The organism is Vibrio sp. 10N.247.311.12 (genome assembly GCF_041467515.1).
GTDB classification, from domain to species: Bacteria; Pseudomonadota; Gammaproteobacteria; order Enterobacterales; family Vibrionaceae; genus Vibrio; species Vibrio crassostreae_C.
In genome coordinates this window covers 39,396-52,651 of record NZ_JBFSUV010000001.1, presented here as the reverse complement: position 1 = coordinate 52,651, position 13,256 = coordinate 39,396, and the positions used below count along the sequence as shown (strand labels likewise).

General features: G+C 46.6%; 7 protein-coding genes. 1 reads left to right on the top strand and 6 read right to left on the bottom strand.

Annotation, left to right across the window (positions count from 1 at the left end; genetic code table 11):
* Positions 1 to 13: 13 nt before the first annotated feature.
* Positions 14 to 2,923: an RNA polymerase-associated protein RapA gene (gene rapA / locus AB6E30_RS00180; protein WP_372102350.1), complete on the bottom strand. Its 2,910-nt coding sequence runs from the start codon at positions 2,921 to 2,923 to the stop codon at positions 14 to 16.
* Between the two features lie 466 nt (positions 2,924 to 3,389).
* Here rapA and AB6E30_RS00175 point away from each other — a divergent pair, with 466 nt between their 5' ends.
* A complete protein-coding gene (locus tag AB6E30_RS00175) occupies positions 3,390 to 4,769 on the top strand; it encodes a PhoH family protein (RefSeq protein ID WP_017061367.1) in 1,380 nt (459 codons plus the stop codon).
* A gap of 108 nt (positions 4,770 to 4,877) precedes the next feature.
* On the opposite strand, the gene tldD is transcribed toward AB6E30_RS00175, so the two are convergent.
* The 5 genes from tldD to AB6E30_RS00150 all read right to left on the bottom strand — a co-directional run bounded on the left by tldD (position 4,878) and on the right by AB6E30_RS00150 (position 13,249).
* Positions 4,878 to 6,323, bottom strand: a complete 1,446-nt coding sequence (gene tldD / locus AB6E30_RS00170; protein ID WP_372102348.1) for a metalloprotease TldD — start codon at positions 6,321 to 6,323, stop codon at positions 4,878 to 4,880.
* A gap of 19 nt (positions 6,324 to 6,342) precedes the next feature.
* Entirely contained in the window at positions 6,343 to 7,155 is an 813-nt protein-coding gene (locus AB6E30_RS00165; RefSeq protein ID WP_017061365.1) for a carbon-nitrogen hydrolase family protein, read from the bottom strand.
* A 94-nt stretch (positions 7,156 to 7,249) separates the two neighbouring features.
* A complete protein-coding gene (locus AB6E30_RS00160; RefSeq protein WP_372102347.1) occupies positions 7,250 to 11,125 on the bottom strand; it encodes a YhdP family protein in 3,876 nt (1,291 codons plus the stop codon).
* 10 nt (positions 11,126 to 11,135) lie between these two features.
* Complete coding sequence (gene rng, locus AB6E30_RS00155; RefSeq protein WP_017061363.1) at positions 11,136 to 12,605, bottom strand: ribonuclease G; 1,470 nt, start codon at positions 12,603 to 12,605, stop codon at positions 11,136 to 11,138.
* A gap of 20 nt (positions 12,606 to 12,625) precedes the next feature.
* Positions 12,626 to 13,249: a nucleoside triphosphate pyrophosphatase gene (locus AB6E30_RS00150; protein WP_017062955.1), complete on the bottom strand. Its 624-nt coding sequence runs from the start codon at positions 13,247 to 13,249 to the stop codon at positions 12,626 to 12,628.
* Between the last annotated feature and the right edge of the window lie 7 nt (positions 13,250 to 13,256).

Here is a 13,256-nt window from a genome sequence, read left to right as displayed (position 1 = left end):
CGCTAATTCAAAACTAGTTGTGAGAAACCACAATCAAGCGTAATGAATCTAGCTGAACCTGAGCTTTGCTGATGTAACCGGTCAGTTCATTGATTTGAGCTTCGATTACCTCTAGCTCTTCATCACGAATATTAGGATTCACGGCTTTAAGCGCTTGTAGACGCTCTAATTCACCGTTCAGGTTATTCTGCATATCTCGTTGAGCTTGTTCACGCACTTCTTCCACTTTAGGAAGTACGTGCGTCTCACCCGCTTCGATTAGCTTGTGAATTTCACCTTGTACCGAGTTAACTAGCTTGCTCGCTAGGTGACGGTTTACAGGGCTTAATTGACGGTTAAAGCTGTCGAACTCAACCTGAGCTGATAAGTCATTACCACGGCCATCCATCATCAAACGAATTGGCGTCTTAGGCAAGAACTGGCTGATACCGCTGCGTTTCGGCGCTTGCGCATCCACAAGGTAAACCAGCTCAAGCAGGATAGTACCCACTGGCAGCGCTTTGTTTTTCAGTAGTGATACCGCTGATGCACCAACACCTTCACTCAGTAGCAGATCGATACCGCCCTGAATCATTGGGTGTTCCCAGCTAATGAAGTTCATGTCTTCACGAGAAAGCGCAGTATCACGATCAAACGTGATGGTTGCGCCTTCGTATGGTAAGCCTGGGTAGCTTGGCACCATCATGTGCTCAGACGGCGTTACAACCAGAGCATTCTCACCCTTGTCGTCTTGGTTCAAGCCAATCGTATCGAACAGGCTTAGTGCAAACGTTACTAGGTTAGTGTCGCCGTCAGTCGAGGCAATCTTCTCTGCAATTTCATGCGCTTTGTCGCCGCCGTTTGAGTGCATTTCTAATAGGCGATCACGGCCTTTTTCTAGATCTGATTTCAGGCTTTGATTTAGCTTGGCAGACTCTTCAATCACTTCATCAAGTTGCTCAGTGTTACCAGAAGCCAGCATCTCGATAAGAACATCTGAGTACTTATCGTAAACCGTGCGACCCGTTGGACAAGTTTCCGCAAATGCATTCAGACCTTCATCGAACCAACGCGCAAGGATCGCCTGTGATGTGCCTTTTAGGTAAGGAACATGAATGTCGATATCACGCAGCTGACCGATACGGTCCAAACGGCCAATACGTTGCTCAAGCAAGTCTGGGTTGAATGGAAGATCGAACATCACAAGTTGGTTAGCGAACTGGAAGTTACGACCTTCAGAGCCGATTTCACTACAGATAAGAACCTGAGCGCCGCCCTCTTCTTGAGCAAAGTAAGCCGCAGCTTTATCACGCTCTAGAATCGACATGCCTTCGTGAAATACGGTTGCACGCACACCTTCACGCTCACGCAGTGCTTGCTCTAATTGAAGAGCCGTACTTGCACGAGAGGCGATCACTAGGATTTTCTCTCTGCGCTTGTCTTGGATCTTTTCAATCAACCAGTTAACGCGTGAGTCGAACTGCCACCAGCTTGAATCTTCACCTTCAAACTCTTGGAAGATCTCTTCTGGATACAGCATCTTCATTGCACGAGCTTCGGGAGCCATTTTGCCACCGATCATGCCAGATACACGCATTGAGGTTGTGTACTGCGTTGGAATCTCCATCGGCAGTAGGTTTACATTACGCTTAGGGAAGCCTTTGATTGCAGCACGTGTGTTTCTGAAAAGAACACGGCCAGTACCATGGCGATCCATAAGGTTATCAATCAATTCTTGGCGAGCTAACGCTTGCTCTTCTTCGCTGCTATCACCTTCGATAACGCGGAATAGAGGCTCAACATCTTGCTCAGAAAGCAGTTCCGTAATCTGGTTCTTCGCGCTGTTTTCAAGCTTCACTCCAGAGAACAGAGCCGTTACTGCATCAGCAACCGGTGCGTATTGGTCTTCTTCTTCAACGAATGCTTCGTAATCGTAGAAGCGATCAGGATCAAGCAGACGCAGACGTGCAAAGTGACTCTCACGACCTAGTTGTTCAGGCGTTGCTGTTAGTAGTAGCACACCAGACGTATTTTCCGCTAAGCCTTCAACCACTTGGTATTCGCGGCTTGGTTTGTCTTGGCTCCACTCAAGGTGATGCGCTTCATCGACAACCAACAAGTCCCACTCGCCTTCAAGTGCTTGCTCGTAGCGCTTACGGCTCTTACGTAGGAAGTCCAAAGAACACAGAACGTACTGCTGGGTATCAAACGGGTTGTCTGATTCAGCAAACGCTTCAATACAACGCTCTTCATCGAAGATAGAAAAATGCAGGTTGAAACGGCGCATCATCTCTACTAACCATTGGTGTTGTAGAGTTTCAGGAACCACAATCAGAATGCGTTCAGCACGGCCAGACAGCACCTGTTGGTGGATGATCATGCCCGCTTCGATGGTTTTACCTAGGCCCACTTCATCAGCCAGTAAAACGCGCGGAGCGTGACGACGACCCACTTCATGAGCGATGTATAGCTGATGAGGGATCAAGCCAGCACGCATACCACACAAGCCACGCATCGGGCTCTTGTGTTGTTGGTACTGGTTGCTTAGCGCACGGTAACGCAACACAAAGTTATCCATACGGTCGATTTGACCTGCGTATAGCTTATCTTGTGGCTTGTTAAAGCGGATCTGGTTGCTTAAGAAGATTTCACGCAGAGTGACTTCTGTTTCTTGGGTATCTTCGCGAGTACCTAAGTAGGTTAGCAGCCCTTTGTCTTCGATAACTTCTTCGACAGACAGAGACCAACCTTCTTGGCATTCGATGACATCGCCTACATTAAACGTTACTCGGGTTACGGGAGCATCAGTACGTGCATAAACACGGTTTTCTTCTGACGCTGCAAACATTAGTGTCACTGTGCGAGCATCCATTGCTACAACGGTACCTAAACCTAAATCGCTCTCCGTATCGCTTATCCAGCGTTGCCCCAAAGCAAATGTCATGAATCGACTACCTCAATCTTATAGTTGGAATTTGGTCTTCTTAACTGCAGTTTTAAACAAGAACATTATCGCTCCTGAACTAAAAATATAGCCAAAAATGTCTAGTTTGCAGCCACTTTTTAAGTGCGCTCTCAATAATAAATATCTCGAGAAAATGGTGCAGAAAAAGGTCGCTAATCTTACTCGATGCTGTGATTTAGGTCACGCCTAAAGGAGATGATTTCATGCTTTTTTTCTGTTTTCGCCAGTGCAATCAAACTGTCAAAAATTCATGGTTAATCTATAGGTAGCAGATTGCTGCTCTCAAACGAATACACCATATTCACTCGTAACGATATGGTGCTGTTCCTCTAGATGAAGTTTAGGTGAGTAGTTGACTATCACCAGAATCAGATACTAATCTTTATATGAGCTTTATCTACGTTCAATGAATGCAAGGCAAGCCGCACGTCGGCAAGGAGATGCTATGGGCGAGACCAACCGGAAGCTATTTGTTTTAGACACCAATATCCTACTTCACGAACCCTTCGCTATATTTTCTTTCCAAGAGCACGATGTCGTTATCCCCATGACAGTGCTAGAAGAACTCGACAGAATCAAAGACAGTAAAAGAGACGTTGCTCGAGATGCGAGAATTGCGATTCGAACGCTCGAAGACCTGTTCAGGGAAGCCACACCAGACCAAATATCGGAAGGCATCCCTTTTTCTAAAGACATAAATGCATCTGGCAGTATTTCAATACTCGCTGACTACGAACTTCAAGAAAGCATCAAAGCCTTTGCCGATGACAAGGCGGGCGATAACCGAATCCTCAACGCTGTCCTCTATCTTCAAAATAAACGCGCACCACGCGAAGTGGTTCTCATCACCAAAGACATCAATATGCGTTTACGAGCAAAAGGCGCCGGTGTACGTTTTGTTGAAGACTATCAAACTGACCAACTGATTGATGATATCCAATACCTCACCAAAGGCTTCCAACAACTGGAAGGCTCATTTTGGGATGGTATCGATAATGTCGAGAGCAGAAGTTTAGGCGGCAAGACGCTGCACACCTTAGCTAGAGCGCCTTTTGAACCAACCTTCCTTAACCAATATGTGATTGATGAAGAGAGTGACTTTGCAGCAAGAGTTGAAGAGATTGATACCGAAACCATCACACTCAGGGACTTAAGCCGTGAACGCTTAATGAACAGAAGAGCATGGGACATCACACCAAAGAACGTCTATCAAGGCATGGCGATTGATGCGCTGCTCGACCCTGATATTGATCTTGTGATTCTCACTGGCGCCGCAGGTAGTGGTAAGACACTGCTTGCTATGGCTGCTGCACTTGAACAAACCATTGAACGTAAGCAATTCGATAAGATCATCGTAACCCGCAACACCCCTGATATTGGTGAATCGATAGGTTTCCTTCCGGGTACAGAGGAAGAGAAAATGTTGCCTTGGTTAGCCGCAGTGACCGATACACTGGAAGCGCTGCACAAGAACGACCACTGCACAGAAGGCTCGATGAAGTACATCTGTGACAAAGCCAATATCCAGTTCAAATCAATCAACTTCATGCGTGGCCGCTCGATTCAAAATGCCTTTGTGCTTTTGGATGAGTGTCAGAACCTCACCGCTTCACAGATAAAAACCATCATCACCCGTTGTGGTGAAGGTACTAAGATCGTCTGCTCAGGTAACTTAGCGCAGATAGATTCTTCTTACCTAACCCCTGTGACTTCAGGCTTAACCTACATGGTTGAGCGTTTTAAAAACTTCGAAGGCAGTGCCAACATCCACCTCAATGGTGTGGTGCGTAGCCGACTAGCTGAGTTTGCGGAAGAGAACATGTAGTGACTCTATACGCTCACTGAATCAGTAATCTAAAAACAAAAAGCGCCTCACATTGGAGGCGCTTTTCAATTTAATATTTTGAAGTAAGTCGGCAGAGGTTAGTCTGAATTACTCAGTACCACCAACGGTTAGCGAGTCTAGTTTCAATGTTGGTTGACCAACACCCACTGGCACACTTTGACCAGCCTTACCACACACACCCACACCACGGTCGATGCTTAGGTCGTTACCCACCATAGACACCTGCTGCATCGCTTCGATACCAGAACCGATTAGCGTCGCGCCTTTCACTGGGTGAGTGATCTTACCGTTTTCAATCATGTACGCTTCAGACGCTGAGAATACGAACTTACCTGATGTGATATCGACCTGACCGCCACCGAAGTTCGGTGCGTAGATACCTTTCTCAACCGTCGCGATGATCTCTTCCGGTGTGTGTTCGCCCGGTAGCATGTATGTATTCGTCATACGTGGCATTGGAAGATGCGCGTATGACTCACGACGACCATTACCTGTCGGTGCTACACCCATTAGACGAGCGTTCAGCTTATCTTGCATGTAACCTTTTAGGATGCCGTTTTCGATTAACGTATTGTACTGACCGTTAACACCTTCATCATCGACGTTCAATGAACCGCGTAGATCCGTTAATGTACCGTCATCGACAATCGTACATAGGCTTGAAGTTACTTGCTCACCAACTTTGCCAGAGAATACTGACGACTCTTTACGGTTGAAGTCGCCTTCTAAACCGTGGCCTACCGCTTCATGCAGCAGAACGCCCGGCCAACCAGAACCAAGAACCACAGGCATGGCACCAGCAGGCGCAGCCACTGCTTCAAGGTTAACTAATGCTTGGCGAATCGCTTCATCCGCAAATTGGTAAGCAACTTGAGTGCCTTTGTCATCACTTAAGAAGAAGTCGTAACCAAAACGGCCACCACCACCAGCGCTACCACGCTCACGACGATCACCCTTCTGTGCAAGTACGCTAATAGACAAGCGAACCAGCGGACGAATATCACCAGCGTAAGTGCCATCAGTCGCAGCAACCAGCATCTGCTCATGCACACCACTTAAACTCACCGATACTTCAGTCACCATCGGCTCTTTAGTGCGAATGTAAGAATCTAATGATTTTAGTAATTCTGTTTTCTGCTGTTTTTCCCAACTCGCAAGCGGGTTAACTGCATCATAGTAAGCTTGATTAGAGTTGCGTTTGAACGCTTGAACCTTGCCGTTTTGACCTTGTTTAGCAATACCACGAGCCGCAATTGCGCTCTGCTTAAGACCATCCAATTGGATTTGGTCAGAGTAAGCAAAACCAGTCTTTTCACCAGATACTGCACGAACGCCAACACCGCAATCGATATTGAAAGAGCCGTCTTTAATAATGCTGTCTTCTAGCACTAAAGATTCGTGCCAGCTTGACTGAAAGTAGATATCAGCATAATCAATTTGGCGGGTAGCAATACTCGCCAATGTATCTGCGATATTTTGCTCCGTAAGCCCTGTCGGGTTCAGTAGCGCTTCTTCAATTTGATTAATGCTCATAGATGGCTCTTGTTTGTAATTAAAATTGATTGGTAAATCGAGAGTGTTGCGCGATGGGCATATTTTGCCTAATGGACTCGCAACTGGATGTGTCTATCTCAACCACCATACTTTTAGGATCTTGGTCTAACTGTGCGACCACTCGTCCCCATGGATCAACCACCATTGAGTGTCCCCATGTTTCTCTTTGGCAAGGGTGTTTTCCGCCTTGACCTACCGCGACAATCCACGACTGTGTTTCAACCGCGCGGCATCTTAATAGTACTTCCCAGTGCGCTTGACCCGTTACCGCTGTAAAAGCCGCAGGCACCACAATGATTTGTGCCCCTTGCTTACGTAACTCTGAATACAAGTGTGGAAAGCGCACATCATAACAAATACTCAAACCTAAGCGACCAAAAGGCGTTTCCGCTGTCACAACTTGGTTGCCCGGAGTGAAAATATCCGACTCTCGATAGCACTTATGGGCGTCAGCGACATCCACATCAAACATGTGTAGCTTGTCGTAATGAGCAACGAGGCAACCAAAATCATCAATCACCAAGGTGGTGGTCGTCACTCCGTTAGTTGTGCTTATCGGCATACTGCCAATGACGATCCAAATTCTGTGAAGCTTTGCTAGCTCAGAGATTTTCTTTTGCAGTGGGCCATCATTAAAAGGCTCAGCACACTGGTGATAGTCGGCTTTACTGCCAAAAACTAACGCGTTTTCAGGGCAAACAACCCACTTAGCCCCCAACTCTTTGCACTTTGCAACTTCTTGAGCAAGGTACTCAAAGTTCAATTCAGGGCTGGGGCCAGATGTCATTTGAATCAACCCAACACAATCCATGTGTATCGCTCCTCCATTCATTATGATTCAGAAATCAGCATTTCACCGTATATTCGCTGACTCGGGCATAAGGTCTTTTCGGCTAATTTAAGGCCTATTCGGCTAATTTTCTCAGCTTCTCTGGCAGCTGAAACTCGCCAGAGCTACGAGAAAGTTCGCTCACCGTTGGTGAATCCAATGGTCCTTTCACCGAATAATTTACTTGGGTAAAGACTTCCACAACTGGCGAGATAACCGTGGTCACCGCCAATACGTACAGCGCCGTTTGAGGGGTTACCGCAAAGGCCGTTAATACGGGAATACCCGAGGTAATATCTGGGGTAAAGTTCACCTCAGCATCAACCTGACGCGTGTTGAGGTTAGCGATACCTTTGATTTTCATCTCACCTGCGACCGCATCCATGTTCAGATCATTGGTCAGGAAGATACCATTTTGAATCTCGCCCGTTCCGGTGATGCTGTTGAAGGCCATACCTTTATCAAACACATCTGAGAAATCGAGCTGCATCTTACGGATGATCGAATCTAGGCTAAACAGGCCAAGTAATCGAGCTGCGCCGCTCACATCCGAGATAATGCCTTTACCAAACTTGGTTTTAACGTTGCCATCAAGGGTATCCATTTCGATTCCCCAAGGCGAACCATCCCAATTTAGTTGACCTTCCAACGCGAATGGCGCTTTTTGAATCCCGGAAGTAATACCAAAGCGCTCCATGAGCTCGCTGTTGTTTTCACCCTCAACATCAACGGTTAACGATGAATGACTCTTGTCACCTTGCAGTTCCCACCAGCCACTCACATCCGCTTTGTTACCGCCGCTTCGCACCTGGATTTTGTTCCACTCGATACGATCTTCGTTCCTCGTCATTTCAACATCGACCTTACCCACCTTGTAGCCTTGCAGCCAAAAGTCGTTCAGCGTCAGGGTCAGGTTTGGCATCGCATCGTGGATCTCTCTATCCAATTTGGATATCAATGGCGCAGCTTGTTCTTTACGTTGCAGCAGTTGCTGATCTTGGTTGTTCTTATCACTCCACTCAGGAACAAACAGATGCAGACGATCCAGTGAAACTGTCAAATCATAAGGAGGCAGGTAGTTAATATCCCCTTCTAGCTCTTGGCTAGACACTTCCATTTGCCACGCCTGTTTGTTCTTACTAGCACTAAAATCGACGTCATTCCAAGAGATACCACCCAAGATCAGCTCTTTACTCTCAAAGGTAATACGGCTTGGCGCAGGTATGGTTGGCGTGTTCATTTGACTAAGTACAGCCGTTGAAGGCTTTACCGGTTCCATAACAACCGATAACCAATCATCGGCATTGAATTTGTCTGTACGAATCAGGGCGTGATGGCCCACCACCGGGCTAATTTTGTAGCCACCGCGACCAAGCACTAAGTTGGTCGCCGTTAACTCAGGCACGTCGCCTGTGATATCAATCTCAGCTTGGTACTTGGTGTTTGGCAATTGCAGGCGCGCGGTAATCGTCTCTTGGTTACCCGATGCCTGTAGCCTTGCAGAGCCACTTTCTAGTGATTTTTTCGCCAATGGATATGGGTAATCACTCGCCAAGTATTTTAGGTCTGACTGTAAGTCTAGTTGGTAGGTAAAGCCGATATCATTCAGCTGGATATCAATCTGGCTTTGCCATTGCGCATGACCTGATAAGCGGCTTAACCATTGCTCACCGATGTAAGGTTCTAGAGGCTTGACGTCCCAATCACCTAACACATCAATATCAACTGCATAGCCAGGACCATCATTAAGGCCCTTAAAATCAAGCGAGATACCTTGGTTAAGCAGATCCGCAGCGAGGCCATTTGCCGTCACTACGTCATTATCAAATTCAATTCGACCCGTGGTGTTCTCGAGCACCATTGGCGGCGCTTCAATCTCAACATGGTTGCCACTTAAGTCGGCGTAACCCCATGCTCTTGCTTCTTTTTCAGAATCAAACGGAATATTCAGCTGGAACTCAGAAGAGACATCACCACTCACTTGAAGTGCGGTTAAGGCTGCGCCTACCGAGCCCACCAGTGGCGAAGACGTCATGTAATCGCGTACTGCGTTGCCAGACGCCGTCGCTTTAGCTTCAATTTCAATATGGCCGCCTTCCCCTAAATAAGGAATGCGTCCTGTGATTCGATCTGCCGTCACATCCATCAGTTGAGCTGAGCGAGAATCCAGATGCATCGCATCATTTTCAAACAACAGATCAAGCTGAAGATCAGTAATCAGTGGCCACGCGGTATCAAAGCTGAATTTCGCATCTTCTAAGCCAACCCAAACCTGGAAAATACCATCGTGGTTAGTGTATGGATATTGAGACAAATCACCATGCCACAACAGTTTTACGGTATCCGCTTTACCGGCTTGAATCGCAGTTGAAAGGTAGTCTGTTAGATCTTGCCCAAGAGCCAGTGTAGGTAAGTAGCGCCATGTTTCACCGACATTGTAAGCGTCCGCTTCGCCGTAGAAGGATAAAAACGGGCTCGCATCTTTTGGGAAGTCTAAGCGGAATGCGCCTAGTACTTGTAAATCGGGGGTGGCAGCTGTGATTTTGTCTGACCACAGCTTCCAGCCGTTTTCATCTTGCTGCCAAACAATATCAACCTGACCTTGTTTGATATTCAAAGGAGCTTGGAATACGTCACCGTAAGGGAACACATCGTCAATAACATGCAGGCTAGCTTTCGCTTCCGAGGCCGAACCAAACACACTACCAGACACTTGGCTAAAGCCTGGGACTAGTTCCCATTGCTCGATAGCAAGATCAGAGAAGCTCGCTGAATAACGCAGACTCTCGATACCTGAATCCATGGATACGCGAAGATCAGAAACAGAGCCGCCCGGCGCCAATACGTTAATCATTTTGGTTGATTGTTCAGAGTCAGGCAGCAGCTTAATCAACGGAGTAATAGTCGCAATATCCAGCTCAGAAATGTTGAGTTGCCATGGACCTTGATTCCACTTGAACGCTACGTCGAGTTCCGGCCAAGGTGTGTCATCCGTTCTAAGGTTTAGTGAGTGACCATTTACTTGCCAACCATCATCAGTCGGCGACAACTTAAAGACACCGGACTCAAGCATGAGGTCATGCTCGCCATCTTCGTTCCACGCCAGTTCTGAGGGTAAAACCTCAACATAAGCGCTCACTGGCTTGCTATTTCGCAGCGTAAGCCAGCTATTCAAGCTCACAGTACCCGTTTCAATGCCGGATTCCGCCTGCATATAATGCGTAAGCCATGGCTTAACAGAAATGCTGTCGGCACTGACATAAAACTCACCAGTCACATCAGTCAGTGACCCCCCATCAATAAAGTTAGCACTCACTGACAGAGAGTTTAGATTGGCATCTTTGATACTCACCACACCTTCAGCAAGGTGATGTTTGTCTGAGTTTTGCCATTTTAAGGTTTCTATATCGAGCTGACGTTCTTCACCCGAAACAGAGTGATAAAGAATAGAAGAATCTTTTGCAGTTACATCGACGAGTGTTTTTAGCAGTAAATTATCGAGCTCTTGCATCGCTCGCTGGGAAGAGCCAGAATCTTTAGGCTCGTCTTTGCCGTTTTGTCCGGCAAACAGATCAATTGAGCGGATATCAAGATACATTTGATTCATGACCAAGTCGGCCACAACCGGGCGCATCTGTACAATCGATTGAATCAAGTCAAACTCGACTTCAACACGCTCGACAGAAAAGCTCACATCTTCTGCATTAGGAAGACTGGCTTTAACGCCTTGCAGAGCAATAGAGGGGTGAGTGTTACGCCAAAAACCGCCCACGTCTTGAATCGAAAAATCAAAACCGGAGTGTTGGTTTACCCAAAGCTCAATTTCAGATTGATACTTGTTTAAATTGGGCAAGGCTACACGCAGTGTAGTAACGGCAATGGCTAACGTTACTAAGAGAGTAACCACTAACCATAAACATGCACGTAGAATCAGAGTAACGCTTGAGCTCACAAAATTTCCATTACATCATAACAACATCAAACTGCTCTTGTATGTACAGAGGCTCAGCCTGGATTTTAACTTGCTTACCAATAAAGACTTCAAGCTCCGCAAGCGCATGAGATTCATCGCCCTCTAACGCCTCAGCTACGGCAGCTGCCGCATAGACCACAAATTTATCGGCGTCGTACGCACGATTCACTCGCGTGATCTCTCGAAGAATTTCATAACAAACGGTTTCAACTGTCTTCACACTGCCGCGGCCTTCACAAGCAGGACAGCTCGAACATAGGATATGCTCAATACTTTCACGAGTACGTTTACGAGTCATCTCAACCAAACCAAGCTGCGTGAAGCCATTAATATTGGTTTTCACACGGTCTTTGTCGAGCGCAGCCTCTAAAGAAGTTAGTACTCGCTTACGATGTTCCTCAGACAACATATCAATAAAGTCGATAATGATGATGCCACCTAAGTTACGTAGACGCAGCTGACGAGCAATCGCTTGAGTCGCTTCTACATTGGTGTTGAAAATCGTCTCTTCTAGATTACGACGACCAACAAACGCGCCAGTGTTGATATCAACCGTGGTCATCGCTTCAGTTTGGTCGATAATCAGATATCCACCAGACTTTAATTCGACTTTACGATCCAATGAACGCTGAATTTCGTTCTCGGTATCGTACATATCAAAGATAGGCTTATCACCTTCATACAGCTCAAGCTTGTCTGTCAGCTCAGGCACGTATTCAGAGGTAAACTCTTTTAGGTTTTCATATTCTAGACGAGAATCGACCTGAATCTTGCTCAGCTCAGTACCGACGAAGTCACGTAAGATACGTTGGCTTAAGCAAAGCTCACCATACAAACGAGTACGCGCCTTGTGCTTACCACGACGCTCTAATACTTTTAGCCATAATCGCTTCAAGAATGCGGCATCTTGTGCCAACTCATTTGAATCTGCACCTTCTGCTGCTGTGCGGATGATGAAGCCACCGTGTTCGTCACAGTAACGAGACACGACTTTTTTAAGACGGTTACGTTCAGACTCGCTGTCGATACGTTGAGATACACCAACATGACTTGCGCCCGGCATAAATACCAGATAACGAGACGGTAGAGTGATATCAGTGGTTAAGCGAGCACCTTTAGTACCAAGAGGGTCTTTGACCACTTGCACCACAATGTCTTGCCCTTGACGGACAAGCTCTGAAATATCACGAACCTGAAATTGTTTCTTTTCGTTTTCAGCGACACATTCAGTGTGTGGGACAATATCAGAGGCGTGTAAAAAAGCTGCTTTTTCAAGGCCTATATCCACAAAAGCCGCCTGCATTCCCGGAAGAACACGGCTTACACGTCCTTTATAGATATTTCCTACGATACCGCGTCGAGCATCTCGTTCGACATGGATCTCTTGAAGAGCCCCCCCTTCAATCATGGCCACACGAGTTTCACTCGGGGTCACGTTCAGCAACAATTCAGCACTCATGGTGCACCTCAGGTTAGTAATTATAAGAATTCTTGCAGTAGCTGGTCCGTTTCAAATAAAGGTAAGCCGACAACGGCGTAATAACTACCTTCGATTCGGGTGACAAAGCGTCCGCCCAAACCTTGGATCCCATAGCTACCGGCTTTATCGCATGGCTCCCCTGTTTGCCAGTATTGTTCTATTTCTTTTTCACTGAGGGGTTTAAACCATACGTCGGTAATAATGATTTCTGTTCTTTGTTTTTCTTCTGAAACCACAGAAACCGCCGTCATCACTTGGTGACGTTCATTCGCTAACTGAGTAAGCATGCGCTTAGAGTCAGCAAAATCGGTGGGTTTCTCAAGCACTTGCCCTTGACTAACAACGACGGTATCAGAACCAAGAACGACTATATCAGAGCCATTATCTACAGTATCAGAACTAGGAACGACATGCTGCCTTTCAGAAGGGTTATCTTTTAATAAAGACAACGCAGCTAAAGCTTTATCTAAAGATAGTCGCTTAACATATTCTTCGGCGGTTTCTTGAGCGTGTTTACACTCTTCAACATCGGTTACGAGGACAGAAAACTCATAACCGAGTTGAGATAGCAATTCTTTGCGGCGTGGAGAGCCGGATGCCAAAACTAAATGTTTCTTTTCCATCGTCACG

Bases quoted from the DNA above. Each gene is read 5' to 3' on its own strand.
- rapA (WP_372102350.1), bottom strand. From the start codon at position 2,923: ATGACATTTGCTTTGGGGCAACGCTGGATAAGCGATACGGAGAGCGAT.
- AB6E30_RS00175 (WP_017061367.1), top strand. From the start codon at position 3,390: ATGGGCGAGACCAACCGGAAGCTATTTGTTTTAGACACCAATATCCTA.
- tldD (WP_372102348.1), bottom strand. From the start codon at position 6,323: ATGAGCATTAATCAAATTGAAGAAGCGCTACTGAACCCGACAGGGCTT.
- AB6E30_RS00165 (WP_017061365.1), bottom strand. From the start codon at position 7,155: ATGGATTGTGTTGGGTTGATTCAAATGACATCTGGCCCCAGCCCTGAA.
- rng (WP_017061363.1), bottom strand. From the start codon at position 12,605: ATGAGTGCTGAATTGTTGCTGAACGTGACCCCGAGTGAAACTCGTGTG.
- AB6E30_RS00150 (WP_017062955.1), bottom strand. From the start codon at position 13,249: ATGGAAAAGAAACATTTAGTTTTGGCATCCGGCTCTCCACGCCGCAAA.